Origin of the sequence: Lentimicrobium sp. L6, assembly GCF_013166655.1 — a bacterium.
GTDB lineage: Bacteria > Bacteroidota > Bacteroidia > Bacteroidales > UBA12170 > UBA12170.
The window spans coordinates 1-18,272 of record NZ_JABKCA010000016.1; the positions used below are offsets into that span (position 1 = coordinate 1).

General features: G+C 34.5%; 8 protein-coding genes. 2 read left to right on the forward strand and 6 right to left on the reverse strand.

The features are described 5' to 3' along the window. The 4 genes from HNS38_RS05720 to HNS38_RS05735 form a co-directional block, all read right to left on the reverse strand. A partial coding sequence (locus HNS38_RS05720; RefSeq protein ID WP_172346136.1) for a PAS domain S-box protein occupies nt 1-962 on the reverse strand: 962 nt, incomplete at its 3' end. Nucleotides 963-1,084: 122 nt separating this feature from the next. Then, complete coding sequence (locus HNS38_RS05725) at nt 1,085-5,152, reverse strand: response regulator (RefSeq protein WP_172346137.1); 4,068 nt, start codon at nt 5,150-5,152, stop codon at nt 1,085-1,087. Nucleotides 5,153-5,179: 27 nt separating this feature from the next. Then, nucleotides 5,180-6,019 (reverse strand): protein-glutamate O-methyltransferase CheR, encoded by an 840-nt coding sequence (locus HNS38_RS05730; protein ID WP_172280314.1) that lies wholly within the window; start codon nt 6,017-6,019, stop codon nt 5,180-5,182. A 116-nt stretch (nt 6,020-6,135) separates the two neighbouring features. Beyond that, nucleotides 6,136-14,025 (reverse strand): T9SS type A sorting domain-containing protein, encoded by a 7,890-nt coding sequence (locus HNS38_RS05735; RefSeq protein WP_172346138.1) that lies wholly within the window; start codon nt 14,023-14,025, stop codon nt 6,136-6,138. Nucleotides 14,026-14,370: 345 nt separating this feature from the next. Here HNS38_RS05735 and HNS38_RS05740 point away from each other — a divergent pair, with 345 nt between their 5' ends. Together HNS38_RS05740 and HNS38_RS05745 are read left to right on the forward strand one after the other, a co-directional pair. Next, nucleotides 14,371-15,135, forward strand: coding sequence for a LytTR family DNA-binding domain-containing protein (locus HNS38_RS05740; protein WP_172346139.1), 765 nt, complete (start codon nt 14,371-14,373; stop codon nt 15,133-15,135). 118 nt (nt 15,136-15,253) lie between these two features. Beyond that, the gene (locus tag HNS38_RS05745; RefSeq protein WP_172346140.1) at nt 15,254-16,348 is read left to right on the forward strand and encodes a response regulator; all 1,095 of its coding nucleotides are present in this window, start codon (nt 15,254-15,256) and stop codon (nt 16,346-16,348) included. 72 nt (nt 16,349-16,420) lie between these two features. On the opposite strand, the gene HNS38_RS05750 is transcribed toward HNS38_RS05745, so the two are convergent. After that, the gene (locus tag HNS38_RS05750; protein WP_172280493.1) at nt 16,421-17,776 is read right to left on the reverse strand and encodes an alpha-amylase family glycosyl hydrolase; all 1,356 of its coding nucleotides are present in this window, start codon (nt 17,774-17,776) and stop codon (nt 16,421-16,423) included. 13 nt (nt 17,777-17,789) lie between these two features. Continuing rightward, nucleotides 17,790-18,245 carry a methylglyoxal synthase gene (locus tag HNS38_RS05755; protein ID WP_172280491.1) on the reverse strand — a complete coding sequence of 152 codons (456 nt, stop codon included), beginning with the start codon at nt 18,243-18,245 and terminating at the stop codon, nt 17,790-17,792. Nucleotides 18,246-18,272 lie beyond the last annotated feature (27 nt).

Consider the following 18,272-nt stretch of genomic DNA (forward strand, 5'->3'; position numbering starts at 1 on the left):
GGTAATTCCCCTATGCATTCTTCCAAAGAATAACCAGTTAATTCAGAAAATTTAGGATTTACATATTCTATTTTCCCTTCAGTATCAGTTATAACTATAATAGAAGGGCTTTGCCTAACAGCTGCATTCAGCTTAGCATTCTCCTTCTCTGCCTTCATCCTTTGACTGATATCTTGAAAAACACCATAAGTTTGTTTAAAACTCCCATCTTTATTATAGGCTACACTTCCTTCTAAAGAAACATCGATAAAGGATTGATCTTTATGTTGTAATTTAAAATGAACACCACTTGCCCAACCTCTACTTTTTAATGCTGAGAAGCTACTTTCAAATGTTTTGCGAGTAATAGGATCTAAAAAGTCTGCATAACTTTTACCTAACACTTCATCGCGGGTATATCCTAAAGTACTTAACCAGGCTGGATTTACATCGCAAAGGGTACCATCCTCATTTAAAGATTGATATGGGAGGGGGGCATAATCATATAGAGAACGATATTTTCTTTCGCTTTCTACCAGCTCAAAAGTACGCTTCTCAATGATTTTTTCTAAATCTTTATTTTTATCTCTTAATCTATCCTCGGCTGCTTTTATTCTAAGCATCACATTCACTTGGGCAGTAAATTCTATGGCATCAATAGGCTTAGACAGAAACGCATCTGCTCCCATATTCAAACCTCTAATCCTACTTTTAGAATCGGTTCGAATAGCAGTAATCATAATCACAGGGATATGTTTAGTTTCTTCAGATCTTTTAAGAATTTCGCAAGTGGCATAACCATCCAATACTGGCATAATGATATCTAGCAATATAACATCGGGTTGGATTTCTTTTGCTAATTCAATTCCGTCATGACCTGACAAAGCAGTGTATACCTCACATCCTGGTATATTATTCACAATTACCGCTTTAATAATCACGAGATTATCATGTTGGTCATCTATGGCTAGAATCTTTTTCATCAGTCTATTTTAATTGAGCGCTCTCAAAAACTACTCTAAATTTTTTTTAATGGTTTTGCACGATATATAAATATACACATTTTTTTTTTACCCAAAGAATTATTGATGATAATTCACCCACTTTATATATATTTTTTAATTTCGAGTAGAAGCTTTTCTCCATCAATTGGTTTTGAAACATAGCCGCTACAACCCATCTCTATAAATCGCTCTTTATCTCCTTTCATGGCCATTGCTGTGACTGCAATAATTGGGATATCTATCGTCTTTGCATCAGCTCGAATTTCTGCTAACACCTCCTGACCACTTTTTATGGGCAAAGACATATCTAATAAAACCATATCAGGTTTCAATGATTTTATCATCTCCACTCCTCTAGCTCCATCCACAGCCTCAGAAATATGATATCTGTTTCCAAGAATTGCTTTTATGCTTATCATATTATCTAAGTGATCTTCAATAATCAATACATGAGGCTTCCCATTTGTTTCTACCAACTCATATTTTTGAGTCACTTGACTGTCATGACTCATAGGATATATCATCTTTTTAACTGTTGCTAATAGCCCTTCAATATTAATATCTCCTTTCTGTATAATTTGCGCTACTTGGTGGTCATTAATGATAGCCAAGTCTTCAGGTTTTAAATCCTTGGCAGTTAAAATAATAATAGGGATGCTTTTCGATTGTAGGTTTGCTCTAATCGAACTCATCACCTTAAAGCCATCAACCTTAGGCATCATCAAATCTAAAATAATACCATCAGGAGTATTATCTTTTAAAAATTCTATAGCTTCTTGACCACCTACCGCTATTTCTACCTTATAATTTTCTGATTTCAAGACCGTTTTTACTTGAGCAATGGCTTCAATATTATCCTCCACTATCAAAATGCTTTTTTGACTTGTATTTGTTGATGTAGAAATATTGCTTTTTCCTAATTGATTTATAATTCTATTTATTTCAGTTAGTAATTCAGATTGTGAAGCTTCGCCTTTAGTGAAAACCTTCTCAATCTTTCCACTAAGATCAGCTTTGTCTTGAGCCGTTAAATCTTTAGCTGATACAATGATAACAGGGATGTCTTTTGTTTTTTTATTTGCTCTTATCTTATTTAAAACTTCGAAGCCATCCATTTCTGGCATTAACAAATCTAATATAATCACATCAGGACTGCTAAATTCTAAACTTTTTAAGCAGTTAGGACCACTTGATGCCAAGATTGTACTCAAACCTTCCTTCTCAATCATCTTTTTCAATTGCTCTGACTCAAATTCATTATCATCGACAATCATAATGGTTTTAGGATAATGATGAGATTTATAAATCTCAGATATTAGCGCTGCTTTATTAACTGGTTTATTTAAATACCCTATTGCACCCAGAGCAAAACCTGTTTCCTGATCATTAGAGACGGAAGCAATAATAACGGGAATATCTTTTGTTAAAAAATCATTCTTCAATTCTTGTAAGACCTCCCAACCATCCATCTCTGGCATCACTACATCTAGGGTAATGGCGAAAGGCTGATACTCTTTTGCCAAACGAATAGCTTCTTTTCCAGAAGTTGTAGATATGACATCATATCCACTTTGCTGTAAAGAATTTGATATCTCAGCTATTGTTTTAGGTTCATCATCAACCACCAGTATTGTTTTTTTAGCCTCCTCAAATACTTCTAAGTTTAGTTTTTCGACAGGCTGAACCATTTCTATATTATCCCATTTAATAGGTATACAAATGGTAAAGATGGATCCACTACCTAAAACACTTTCTACTTTTATCTCTCCACCTAGAATACCCGTTAATTTTTGAGCAATGGCTAGACCTAAACCAGTACCTTGGAACTGCCGAGAAGAAGTTCCATCTGCTTGCCTAAACTCATCAAACACGTGAGGAAGTATTTCCTTTGGTATGCCAACTCCTGTATCACTAACTGCTATACAAGCTCTACCCGATTCTTCAATTACATGAATCCCTATGCTTCCTTCATTTGTAAATTTCACCGCATTTCCGACAATATTAAGTAATACCTGATGTAACCTTGCTTCATCAGTTTCTACCATTGGGAAATTTTCTGAGATGTTCAAAGCAATAGCTATCCCTTTTTCTTCACTCAAGCCTTGAATGTTTTCCACTATCATCTGTATAAGGGTCTTGAGTGAAATAGAGGATACTGCTATATCCATTTTCCCTGATTCTATTTTTGATAAATCGAGGATGTTATTAATTAAATCTAGTAGTCGCTTTCCATTTCGTTCCACTATTTCCAGATAACTATTTTCTTCTGTATTAAGTTTATCTTTTGCCTGCATAATGAGTACGCGAGAGAGTGCCATTATTGAGTTTAGAGGAGTCCTGAGTTCATGACTCATATTTGATAGAAATTCGCTTTTTAACTGATTGGCAGACTCCACTTGTTTCCTTTGCGCTTCGAGTTCTACATTTTGCTCATGTAGCTCTTGGGCTGATCTTTGTAATTCATTAGCATGATCATGAAGCTCCTCTGTCTGGTCTTGTAATTCCTCAGTTTGGGCCTCTAGTTGTTGATTGGTCTTATATAAGCTTTGAGCTAAAACCTGCGTTTTTTGATTGGCCAATAGATTGGAATAAGCTATATTTATACTCTGCCAAGAAGTTTCGAGAATCTCATAAACTACTGGTGTATAAGCATATATGCTTGACAAAGAGATAATCCCTATCACTTCCTTATCAATAATTATAGGAATAGTAATAATTCCTTTTACCTGTGCATGTCCAAAGCTGGTCACATATTTAAAATTTGTTTCTTCAGGAATATTATTGAGATAAACTATACTTTTCTTTTTAATCGCAGAATGAAATTCACCTTCAGCAGCGTCTACTGTAAATGGTTTAAACAATTCTTTTTTAGCACCTATTGATGTAAAATACCTATACTCAAAACTCTCTCTATCAAAAGAATATACTATGCAAATTTGCGATTTTGTGATTTCCAATAATTGTTCCAGCAGTCGTTCAGTAAATTCTTCAAAAGAATTATTTCCGATCATCACTCTTGTTATCTTTGAAATTGCATTTTGAATTGTATTTTTTGAGGCAATCGCATCTGACATTTCATTGATCGCGGTTCCTAAAGCACCAATTTCATCAACTGATGTTATGGTATTTCTAGCTGAATAATCACCGTCCTTTATTTTTTTTGATACATTATACATATTTGAAATGGGCTGAGATATTCTTTTACTCAACCAAAAAACAACAAGAAGAATAGTTAATGCAGAAATAAAGAAAAGAAGAATATAGTTCTGTCCAAGAGTTTTAATAGGCATGTTTAATTCCACCATATCTTGCTTAGAGATAAACCCCCACATTGTCTTTGGAATATAGGTATAAGCTGCAAGTACTTCTTCTCCTCTATAATCTAAAGTCTTGGTAATACCTGTATGACCAGCGGCAGCATTAACAGCAGGTTCTGCATCAATTTTAATTTTCAGAATGGCATCGTTTGCATATTTTAAATCATTGAGCGCAATAACATTCTTATTTACAATTAGCGTCTCCCCTGTTTCACCCATCCCTGTATTGTTTTCTAATAAATGATAAAGGGATTTTTCTAAATCTATTCGGACAACCAATACAGCTAAAACTTGGGTTTTGAATTCTTTATCATAAACGGGTATAGAAATACACATTTGTGGTTTATTCAAATGATCATAATAGTGAATGTCCTTGATAAAGATTCCCTCTGTTTCTAATGGTTTTGTGAAATAACTATTGGTCCTTTTATTAAGGCCTATAAATTGAGGATTCGTTGAAACCTCAATGATACCAGTTTCAGCGTTAATGAGAAATATTTCTTCATAATCCTTAAATGCCACTAAGTATCTTTTCAATATAGAAGATGCATTTTCCATTTTCTCAATATCAGCAAAACTCGTCTCCTTTGCATTAAAAGCTATGCCTAGCCCTCTAATTTCAAAATCCTCAGCAATAATATGGACATCCCCTAACCTTTCATCGAGCCAAGCATTTAATTCACGAACTTTTAAATCGCGAACGGCAGTCAACTTATTGAAAGTCTCTCTTTCAATAGTTTTACTTTGCATATTATAAGCAATTAGAATTCCAACTAGTAATGGAATCAGTGCTAAAAATAGAAACCAAAATGTTAATCTACCACCTATAGTTCTAAATACAATCTTATTCATATATCAGGTTTTTATCATTCCTTAATTCTATAAAAAAGGAACCTTTTTAAATATCTTACAATGACGACCTAGTCTTCTAAACTTATGTTTAAACTCAACAATTGGTAGTTCTGCTTCTCCTAGAATTAAATAACCATTGGGCCTTAAGGAACGATAAAGCTTCTCAAAAATCACATGCTGCTCCTTCTCATTCATGTATATCAAAACATTCCGGCACAAGACGATATCAAAATCACCATAAATACATTCTGGTGGTAGTTTTTGCCTTATATTCAACAGATTATAAGACGAAAACTGAACCATATCTCTTATGATAGGAACTAATCGAAAAGCATTTCCTTTCTCATGAAAATACTTTTTTACTAAACCATGCTTGATCTTTTCTATACTACTTTCAGTATATACAGCTTGCTTTGCAGCTTTTAAAGCATTGGGATCTAGGTCTGTTGCAATAAAATAAATGGAGTTAAATATTTTCTTTCTATCCTGAATTTCGTTTAATAATATGGCCACCGAATAGGCTTCCTCTCCTTTTGCACATCCTGCTGACCAAACACGAATATTCGACTTAGACTCTTCTTGTTTTTGCTCGATAATGGTAGGAAATATTTCTTTTCTTAGTATTTCAAAACTCAATGGATTTCTAAAAAAACTACTCACATTAATGGTGTAGACGTCAATCAATAAGTCAAGCTCTTGAGGGTTTTGAATAAGAAGATTTAAATATTCATGATAATTCTTGCATTTCGTATTGAGTAATCTTTTTTGGGTTCTTCGCTCCAGCATAGCTTCTCGGTATCCCGAAAAATCAATCCCTTTTTCCTGATGTAGAAAATCTACAATTTTCTTTAGTTCTGTATTGAGCATCTAGGCTTTTTCTTGTTCAATTAAAGATACAAAAATATTACAACTAAGCAATCGCGGAAATTAAAAGAAGCATATCATCATAAAATGACAATATGCTTCTGAATAGAATGATGTTCTTATTTTCTCTGAATTACAAACTTCACGACACCAAATTCCTCTTTGTTTTTTACTTTGATGAAATACATGCCGGGTTCAATATCTGAAAGATTGAGTTGAGCTAAATAGTGGTCTCCTTTAAATTTAATACCTAGATCTTTGATTAGTCTTCCTTCCATATCCCAGAGTTCAATGGAATTAATGTCCAACCTAGAAATATTTTCAGACTTTAAGATCTCCAAATAAAATTGCCCAGAATTTGGGTTTGGAAATAATCCGATACTACCAAAACCTAGATCATCTAATTCATCTAATCCTGTTGGAGCCATATATATTCCATGCTCAGGATCAATATAATAGTCCAAGTTGGTAATATTAGTATTTGGAGCAGAAATGCTTACCGTATAAACAGAATCTATATTTAAACCTGGAATATCGAGACTGATTTTAAAAGTCCCCTCCCCCAGCTTGTCAAACTCCCAATGTCCTAATTCATCGGTAGGCTTATAGCCAACCACTTCATCACCTTTGTCATCGGCAGCATCAAATTCCAATACCACATCCACATTTTTAACGGGTTCGCCTTTTCCTCCGGTATAATATACTCCTCCGCCAATTCCTGAAGTTCCTTCTGGAGGCAGTGGTACTTGATACAAATTGATATCAATATTATCCACTAATATATCATCCCAATTTGGAGAAACAGGAATTGCATCCAGCCAAAAATAAGCATCAATATGCCAACGGGGCATTACATCTGGATACTCAGATCTATTAGCATACGCACGGAATATATAATCAACACAAGTGGCCATTTCATCACAAGCAAAACTTCCATCATCTGCGATTCCAACCGAATCAACTTGTGTTGAAATAATGCCATCAGAAAGAAGATAAACCAAGACATATCCATCAGTAATATCTGTTCCATCACTTGAATAAACATGCCCCCTTATTGTTGAAGTGGAGAAAGGCTCAATAAGTTGTACAATAGAATCTAAACAACCTTGTTCATCTCCAACAATTAACTTAATATTAAAGGAAGATTTATTACTGACAAATTGATGCAATGGATTTTGAATATCAGAAACATCAGAACCTTCACTATCTGGGTCATCAAAATCCCAGCTCCAATTAATAATATCACCATTCGTTGAAGTAGACTGATCAACAAAGATGGCATCCTCAACACATCCTCCTAGTGAATAATCGAAAGAAGCAATTGGACCATCTACAATATTTGTAAATTCTTCCACATAGCTAATACATCCATTTTCATTTTCAAAATGATAACTAATACCGAATGGCCCACCTGAACCTAAAATAGAGGGGTTGAAAGAGGCAGTTCCATCACCATAATCGATAATTCCTTCGCCAGTAAAATATCCACTTGGCGCCTGGCTTCCTGTTAAAATAAATTCAGTATTAACCTTACAATAGGTTTCATCAAGCCCAGTAAAACTTACAGCTGTTGAACTAAAAACAGTCACTTCTTGCTCATAAATATTCTCACATACTCCTGTTTGATACTCATAAGTAATGATATATGGCCCTCCTATTCCTGCTACTTGAGGATCGAATATAGCAGTACCATCTTCATTATCAATAATTCCTTGTCCTATAAATGTTCCTAATGGAGCCATATTGCCAGTAATAATTGATGCGGGATTGGTAAAACAATAATCTGATTCCAACCCATCGAAACTCAATTCTTGCAACCCTTCCACATTAACTTGTTGAAGATCCTCTGCATAACACCCCTCACTTGAGGTGACACTATAAATAATTTCATGGTTTTCACCTGCTCCAGCATCTGAAGGATTAAATATTGCCGTACCATCTTCATTATCTAATATCCCAGGTCCAGAATAAATTCCATCTGGCTGATCTCCAGTTATTGTAATGGGATCAGAATCAATACAATAAACGCTCCCTAATCCAGTAAAACTAATCTGAGGAGTCAAGTCAACAATAGTTGATTCCGTTGTTTCTGAATAGCAGTTATTTTCATTTGTATAGAAATACATAATATCATAAGGCCCTCCTGCCCCTGCTAGCAAAGGACTAAAATTAGCGGTTCCATCACCATTATCTATTATACCAGAACCAGTAAATGATCCAAAAGGGGCCATATTTCCAATGAGTTCAGCAAGAGGATCCTGTGAACAATAATTGACATTGAGCCCTATGATTTCTAATACATCTATATCAAATACTTCTACATTCTGTATCTCTTCACCATAACAGCCCTGTGGACTGGAGTATTCATATTTGATTTCATAGACTCCACCTACTCCTGCTATAGCAGGATCAAAAACAGCAGTACCATCTCCATTATCAAGAATACCTGGACCAGAGAATTCCCCATCAGGAGCAAAATTCCCTACTAAATCAACCATTGTATTATTAATACAATAGGAAGATTCTAAACCACTAAAAGTAACAACAGGAAGCTCAACAACATTTGTTTCTTGTTCATCAATGGCCGAACAACCATTACTGTTCTGGTAGATATATGTAATATGATAAGGTCCTCCAACTCCTGCAAGAACAGGATAGAAGTAGGCTGTCCCATCATTTTGGTCAACTATACCAGGACCATTAAATTCACCATTTGGGGCTTGGTTCCCAGTAATTAATATTTCAGAAGCTCCCTCGCAATAATCAGATGCTAAACCCGTAAAGCTTACGTTTGGAATATTATAAACCGTAGTAGACTGGCTTGAAGAGTTAGAACACCCTACTGCATCAGAGTATTCATAAAATATAGTGTATGGACCACCTAACCCAACAATATTGGGATCGAATGTAGCGGTCCCATCTCCATTATCAACTATTCCTGGACCGGTAAACATTCCACCTGGCGCCTGATTTCCAGTTAAAACTTGAGGAGGGTCACCTATACAATTGGCATCTTCGAGTCCTGTAAAATAGACTGCAGGAAGAGGATTAACGATAGTTTGGTGAGTTGTTTGAGAGGAACAAGAACTTACACTATTAAACTCATAAAGGATATCAAACGGACCGCCTTCTCCTGCAGCAAAAGGATTAAAAGTAGCAGTACCATTTCCATTATCGGTAATTCCTGGACCAGAGAAACTTCCTTCTGGAGCCTCACTACCAATTAAAACAGAAACCGAAGCATCAATACAATATTCTGCACTGAGCCCTGTAAAATCAACTGTCAATACTTCGTTTACCAAAGTAAATTGACTTTCAGAGTTCAAGCAACCTGAAGCATCGGAATAAGAATAAATAATTTCAAACGGTCCCCCAACTCCAGCTTCAGACGGATTAAACACTGCTGTTCCATTACCTAAATCAGTAATACCTAGCCCTTCAAATTCACCAACAGGAGCTTGGTTTCCTGTTAAAATAACTTCTACTATATCTTCACAATATTCAGCATCTAAACCAGTAAAAAACACTTCTGGTAAAGATGAAGGCTGACTAATAAAAACATCATAAGATTGCTGACACAGGTTTGCATCTCTAACCATTACATTATAATTCCCTTGTTCTAAGTTATCAAAAACAGATGAACCTTGCCAAATTGTTCCATTATCAATACTGTATTCATAGGGAATAACTCCACCATTAGCTATCATTTCTATCTCACCATCATCGCCTCCAAAACACTGAACATTGGTACTATTAACAACCAATGTCAAGGCATTTTCAGGCTCAAAAACACTAACAACATGAGTACTAACACATAAGTTAACATCTCTTACTGCCATTTGATATTCGCCAACAGCTAAATCTCCAAAGTAAGAAGAAAACTGCCAAGGTGCCGACCCTGTCAAACTGTATTTGTAAGGACTAAGCCCTCCACTTGCTATTAATTGAATTGAACCAGTAGATTCACCAAAACAGGATACGTCTGTTACTATCTCTGTGAAATCAACTCCACTTTCTGGCTCAGTAATCGTTACTTCATGTTGGTTGGTGCAATTATTCGCATCGCGTATGACTACAACATATTCTCCTGCTGATAAACCATTAAATTCATTAAAACTTTGGAAATTTTCACCATCATCTATGGAGTATTGATAATCGGGCGTTCCTCCAGTTCCAGTTATCACTATTGCTCCATTATTATCTCCAAAACACAGAATATTTGTGACATCCTCTGTAAAATCCACTCCTGAACTAGGCTCACTAACCGTAACTAATTCAGTAAGTTCACAATTATTGGCATCACGGACCTTGACTTGATAATCTCCTGCTAAGAGATCATTAAATAGATTATCTGTAAACCAAGTATCTCCATTATCAATACTATACTCATATGGACCTACTCCGCCATCTGGGATAAACTCCATACTTCCGCTGGCTTCTCCAAAACAGGTGGCATCCATAGTATTTGTAGTGAATGAAAAGGCTAATGGTTCTGTTATGGTGACCATATGTGAATTGCTACAAGCATTCGCATCGCGTATGACTACAACATATTCTCCTGCTAATAAACCATTAAATTCATTAAAACTTTGGAAATTTTCACCATCATCTATGGAGTATTGATAATCGGGCGTTCCTCCAGTTCCAGTTATCACTATTGCTCCATTATTATCTCCAAAACACAGAATATTTGTGACATCCTCTGTAAAATCCACTCCTGAACTAGGCTCACTAACCGTAACTAATTCAGTAAGTTCACAATTATTGGCATCACGGACCTTGACTTGATAATCTCCTGCTAAGAGATCATTAAATAGATTATCTGTAAACCAAGTATCCCCATTATCAATACTATACTCATATGGTTCTAAGCCATTAGAAGGAGAAATATTAATACTACCATCATTCAAACCAGTACAAGTCACATTTGTATGTTCAACTGATAAGGATAGGTTACAAGATGCCTCTTTAACCATCAAGGAATCTGTTTCAAGATATAAATCTGGATAAATGCTATTACTAATATTCACATGATAATAATGAGTCAATCCGTTTGACTGTTCAGATATAATAATAATACCCGTAGAATTATTTTCATAAAAATCACCATCTCGGTACCAATTATAATCATTACCAGCAACTCCCTGATCAAAGTTTAAGACATATTCATACTCTTCATCAAAAACTAATTGAATAGTATCTTTTATGGACACCCTTTTTTGAGGTGCATAATAAATATTATCTGGTAAATTTTGAACATCTTCAAATGTGAGTTGATTCTCTGAGGAATTTCCATCTATAATATTTAGAGTTGAAATAGAAGAGGGTATATTGATAATATCATTTGAATTAAAATAGAACAAAGAAAGGTTACTCAAATTTTCAAAAGTTGCAGGGATATCGCCTGTAATACTATTTCCATCAATACGAAAATCATGCAGCAAACTTAGGTTTCCATATTCATCAGGAATAACACCGTAAAAACCATTCTCTGACAACATAAAGTTTTCCATTTTAGATAAACCACCTAATTCAGATGGTAATTCACCAACTAATTGGTTATAGGAAAGGTTTAAATAATTCAAAGAATCTATATTTCCTAATTCTATTGGAATACTACCTGTTAATTCATTTTCCTGAAGCCAAATTTTTTCTAAAACATTTAGGTTTCCTAATTCTGGAGGTATAATACCATCAATGTTATTTTGATTTAATACTAATTCCTTTAATGAAGTTAAGCTTCCTAATTCAGCTGGCAATGGTCCAGCAATAGTATTCAAATACATATTAAAGAACTCTAGGTTAATTAAGTTTCCAATTTCTGCAGGAATTATACCACCCACTGTATTTTCATAGAGGTAAAGATTCTTTAAATATGTTAAGTCGCCAATTTCTACTGGTAGCTCCCCTGTTAAATTATTATTTGTTAAGAATATCTCCATCACATGTCCATCAATATCTGTACTTACGCCATACCATTCATATAATGGGCTAGTAGAATTCCAGTTGGTGTTTACAGTCCAGTTGTCTCCATCTGTGGCATTATACAAAGCCATTAAAGCCGCTTTTTCCACATCGGGGGATTCCGTTATAACGACTATAGAATCAACATTTAATATAAAATCTGGATATGCTGTATTTGTAATTTCTAGTGAAAAATAGGTAATCCCGGGACCTTCTGTTGCCAGAATACTATTTCCAGAAGTAGTTGCTGCATATACACCTTCTCTATACCAATTATACTCACTACCTATAACTTCCCCATCAAAATCCAATTGAATTAAACCTGTGATCCCAGTTTCTAGATAAGTAGTATCGTGGGCATGAAAAGTATTTTGAGGGTTATATCCAGCATTAGCTGGAAGATTTTCAATATCTTCAAAAGTTAAGTCATTAGATGAGAAATCTGAGGACTCAATTTGTAGTGAAGAAAAAGCTGAAGGAATCACATCAATATAATTTGAGTTCACTCGAAACTCCGCCAAACTTTGTAATCCAGCAATACTGGCAGGCAGCTCACCAATAAATTGGTTATCATCTAACCATAAATATTGTAAGTTAGTCAAATTTCCAATTTCTGTTGGAATAAATCCTGAGAACTGATTCTGTGAAAGCATGAAGTATAACAAACCACTTATATTCCCTATACTTACCGGAATAGATCCACTTAATTGATTGTTAACCAAAATGATTCCTTGAAGATTTGTTAAACCACTTATTTCTGTTGGAATTTCACCAGTTAACTGATTCGAACTCAAATTTAACTCAGTAAGGCTAACCATATCACCTATAGAAATAGGAATACCACCAGATAACTGATTGTCATACAACTCTATTATTTGCAGATTTATTAAATTTCCAATTTCTGTAGGAATGATACCAGTTAAACTATTTTCATCCAACTTTAACTTAACTAATTGACTTAGATTTCCAATTGAATTTGGAATAGAACCGGAGAAATTATTTGTGGATAGTCCCAATTCTTCTAATGCTGTTAAATTCCCAATCCAATCTGGTATTTCGCCACTAAAATTATTACCAGTTAATCCAATACGTTTTAAGTTGGTCATATTTTGCATCTCGGTAAAAAGGGTTCCAGTTATAGAACTTTCATCTAGAATTAAATCTTCTAAATTGATTAAATTTGCAATACTCGCTGGGAAATCGCCTCCTATGGAATTACCTCCCAAGCCCAATTTTGCAAGAAATGATAAATCTCCAATTTCAGTGGGAAGATAGCCAGTGAGATTATTATCATACAATGATAAATCTATAACCTGTCCATCATTATCAGTAATCACTCCATACCAATCTCCTAGAGGAGCCTCCGAATTCCAATTTGTATTATCAGTCCAGTTATCTCCACCAGTTGCGTTGTATAAGGCCATTAAAGCATCTCTTTCTGTGCCTCCACCTGCTGCTTCTGTATATATACTCACATCATCAATATATCCAACACTGCTCTCTGATTCACTTCCACTAAAGTAAAATCGACTAGCAAATGAGGCTGCTCCCTCCACAAAATCAAAATTTTGTCCTAGAGTGTCTCCGTCTATTACTATATCGTATTTTCTATTTACCTGATCTATAATAATCTTAGTTTGATACCATACCTCCCAAGTATAAACTTTCAAAGCCACATCATTTACCCCATTTTTGGAATAGATATAACCCATATTGGCAAAATAGATCCTCGCAAGCGCATTACTTGATTCGTCATAAACTAAAAAATCTACACATTCTTTATTATCTTGAGCAGCTTTCATGGCAAATTCAATAATAATATCATCAGAAATTGGGGATATTGTTTTTTGCATTTGATAGGAATTTGTCCCTTGAAAACAATAAGAACCTTCAGATGGGGATATTGTGCTCACTAATGTATCACCATTTGCTATCCATTTTGACAGCGTTCCTGATTCAAAGCCATCCTCAAAAATGACCTGGGCTTGGATATTAATAAAAGAAAGGATTAACAAAGGCAGAAGAAATGCAGCTGGTTTTCTCATCATATTTCGCTTTAATAACACAATAAGGGAGGATAAAACATCCTTCCTATAAAATAAAAACACAATAAATACAGAGATATGCTTTGATAATGCGTGAAAAAAGGTCAAAAGGGGATGTGTGCTTCAAATATACGAATTTCCGAACTATACCCGTGATTTTCATACAATTAATAGCCATACTTTGATATTCGTTTCCATTGAAGCCAAAACTGCTGCTCATCAGTTATTATTAGTATTCATCTACTACTTTCATATCAGTAATTAATATTTCTAGGTTAATAATTAAAAAAACTTGCCCATTAGGTTTGAAAAAATAATTGTATCTTTAGTGTAGAATTAATTCGCATGGAAAAGAAATTTAAAACACTCATCTTAGATGATGATAAACAAATCAGAATTCTTCTTGAAAACCTTATCACAAAGAACATCCCACAATTAGACTTGGTAGGAATGGCAGAAAGTGTAAGCTCTAGCATAGAAATGATAGAGAAAACACAACCCGATTTGGTATTTATGGATATTGGATTTCCTGATGGAGATGGATTTAGCATTATTGATAAAACAAATCATCTGGATTATGAAGTAATATTTATCACTTCACACGACCAGTTTGCCATGAAAGCATTTGAATATAGTGCTATCCATTATTTAAAGAAACCTATTTTACCCAATGAAGTTTTCGATGCTGTTGATCGATTCTTACACACACACATTGACGATGAGGTATCTCTTAAGATCACAAAGATTAAGGATGCATTAATTCAAGACGAACCCAAATTAATCATCCCAAGTTCTGAAGGCTTACATATTGTAAAAATAAATAATATTGTCAGGTGTGAAGCCTCTGATGTTTACACTCTTTTCTTTATGGAAAATGGTAAAAAACTCATTGCAAGCAAGTCATTAAATAATTACGAAAAGCTTCTATCCGATATCAATTTCATTAGAATACATAGTAAACACCTCATCAATCTTCGCTACCTCATTCAATATGTGAAGGGTAAAGGAGGATATGTGATTATGGAAAATGGCAATGAAGTAGAGGTTAGCGTGAGAAAGAAAATGGACTTTATGAATAAATTAAAAGACTACGCTAGAAGCCTGAAATAGTGCATAATAACCTCCTTTATTTTAACAAACCAATGTTAAAATCCATTTTTGATGAGATTTTATTTTATAAATAAATGATTATCTTTGAAAAAAGAAAGCCCCTAAAACAAATTATATCATGAAAAAGATACTAGTAATTGAGGATACAGAAAATGTTAGAGAAAACATTATTGAGATATTAGAAACTGAGGATTATGAAGTTCATGGTGCCGAGAATGGAAGAATCGGTTTAGAAGTTGCAGCTAACATTCAGCCTGACTTGGTATTATGTGATATTATGATGCCAGAAATGGATGGTTATGAAACGCTGAAACAAATGCGTGAAAACGTGTCTACTTCTACAACTCCTTTTATTTTTCTTACAGCTAAAAATACCCGTCAAGATCAAAGAGCAGGCATGGAATTAGGTGCTGATGATTATATTCCAAAGCCATTCACTATGGAAGAATTGCTAGGAGCAGTATCAATGAGATTAAAAAGATCAGAAGAATTCATTCAAAAGTCAGAAGAAAAGCTCAATGAACTTACCAAAAACATGGGAACTCCAATTACGGAAGTCATTAACGAGCCCCTTAAAGCCATTGTTGGATTCTCCAAAATGCTTATGACAGAATACTCCAATATGGAGAAATTTGAAATGGCAGAATTCAACCAGCTGATATATAAAGCAGGAATGAAATTGAATAGTATCGTTGGTAAATCATTTCTATATTATCAGTTAGAAGCCCTTGCTTTAGATAAAATAAAGATGGCTGAGAAAATGAAGGAGTCTTCCTTGAATATCAAATCATTGGCTGAAAACAGAGTTGCAGAAGTAGCAAACGATATGAGAAGAACTGATGACATCATTATTAGTTTGGAGGATACCAATCTTCAAGTTCCAGCTGACTATTTTCTTGCTGTAATAACTGAAATTGTTGAAAATGCCTTCCTTTACTCGCCGAAAAGAACTGCCGTTAGGGTAATTGGAGGTAAAGATGGTGATCAGTACATCATCACAGTAAGAGATGAAGGCCTTGGTATGACTCAGGAGCAAATCTCAAAAATTGGAGCATATCAGAAATTCCAAGACGACTTAGAAGGAAAATCTGGTGTTGGTTTAGGATTAAATAATAGCAAGAAAGTTGTTGAGTTATTCGGAGGAAGTTTCCTCATCAAGTCTAGTTTGGGAATGGATACCACTGTTCGTTTCAGCTTCCCTGTTTCGAAATAATATTCTAATAGAGAATGATAAAAAAAGGGACTCCACATGTGGAGTCCCTTTTTTTATTAGCAATGCCTAAGCTTATCTAGCAAGTATTGTATAACCCCAAGGTTTTAAACTCAATAGATTTGCATCATTATTCTCTCTAACTTTGTTAGTTAGAAGGACACCATACTTAGAGAAATCAACCCCTAAGTCCTCATTTTCGAAGGTTCTTGTACTTAAGTTGATAATCACCAATACTTCTCTTCCATCTTTTTCTCTTGTAAAACAAAAAACATTCTTATTTTTTGTGTCGATATGTTTAAACTCTCCTCCAAACTCACCGTTCCATAATGCTGGATTATCATGCTTTATGGAAATTAAATTTTTGTACAACCTTGACTTTGGATAACTTCCCCAATCGATTAAATCTTTTTCAAAGAAATCAAGTCTTTTAGCATTAGAAGACTCTTGACCAGAATATATCAAAGGCATATCTCCCAGTGTAAAGGTAAGAACAGCTAGGGCATCTTGTGCACTTCCCAATCTTTCTTCAATGGTACCATTCCATGAATTTTCATCATGATTAGTAATAAAATACATTTTGTATGCCCTTTGGGGAGTATTCTCTTTTTCTTTATCTATATACTCTAAAAGCTCTTTCTTTCCTTTTTCACCCTTAGCAATAGAATTCATAAGGTGATGAAATTCCCAACCATAATTCATATCAAATGCATATTCTAGCAAATCAGATTCCTCAGATTCTGCTAACATAAAAACAGGTTTGATTTTATCTAATTCTGTTCTTACTTCATTCCAAAAATCTGTTGGTACTTCAGAAGCCACATCACAACGATAACCATCAATATCAGCTTCGCGAACCCAATATTTAAGAGCATCTATCATTTCAGCTCTCATTTCTTTATTATTATACTCTAAAGAAACCACATCGGACCAATCATAAGGTGCAAACATCTCTCCCTGCTCATTCAATTCATAATACTCAGGATTACTCTTCATCCAATGGTGATCCCAAGCAGTATGATTGGCTACCCAATCAATAATGACATGCATTCCTTGTTGATGTGCTTTATCAACCAAATTCTTAAAGTCTTGAAAATCTCCGAATTCTGGATTTACTGCTTTATAGTCTTTAATTGAATAATAAGAACCTAAGCTTCCTTTTCTATTTTTTTCACCTATTGGATGAATTGGCATAATCCAAAGAATATCAACTCCCATTTTTTTAAGCCTTGGTAATTCTTTTGCAAAAGCATTAAAAGTACCTTCTTCAGTATACTGACGAATATTAACCTCATAGATATTAGCATTTTTGCTCCAACTAACAGGAAGTAAATCTGGATCTAATTTCATTTTTTCATTAGTTGAATTATTACAACTCATAAAAATAAGCAGTCCAAAAACTCCAATTAAACTTAAAATCTTCTTTTTCATGTTTTTTTGTGTGTTAAATTTTTCGATTTAAATATTCTGTATAATCTTTGATTTTCATTTCATATTCTTCATGAAATAAGGGTGAAGTAATAACGAAGTCGGCTGTTGATCTATTAGAAGCGGTCACCACATTATAGAGGACTGTCAATCTTAGCAGAGCTTTCACATCAACATCGTGAGGTTGTGCAGCCATAGGATCCCAAAAGAAAATTACAAAATCAATTTTCCCTTCTGCTATTAAGGCGCCTAATTGCTGATCACCTCCAAGTGGGCCTGATAACAAACGATGGACTTCCACAGCATGCCCACGAACATCTGTATTTAATTCATCCTGAACCATTCTCCCAGTAGTTCCTGTGCAAGTAATCAAATGCTTACGCAATTCCATCTTATTGAAGACCACCCATTCCCGAAGGTCTTTCTTTCTATTGTCATGAGCTACTATAGCTATTCGTTTCTTTTCTTTCATATTTTCATTTTTCGATTTGATAGTGGT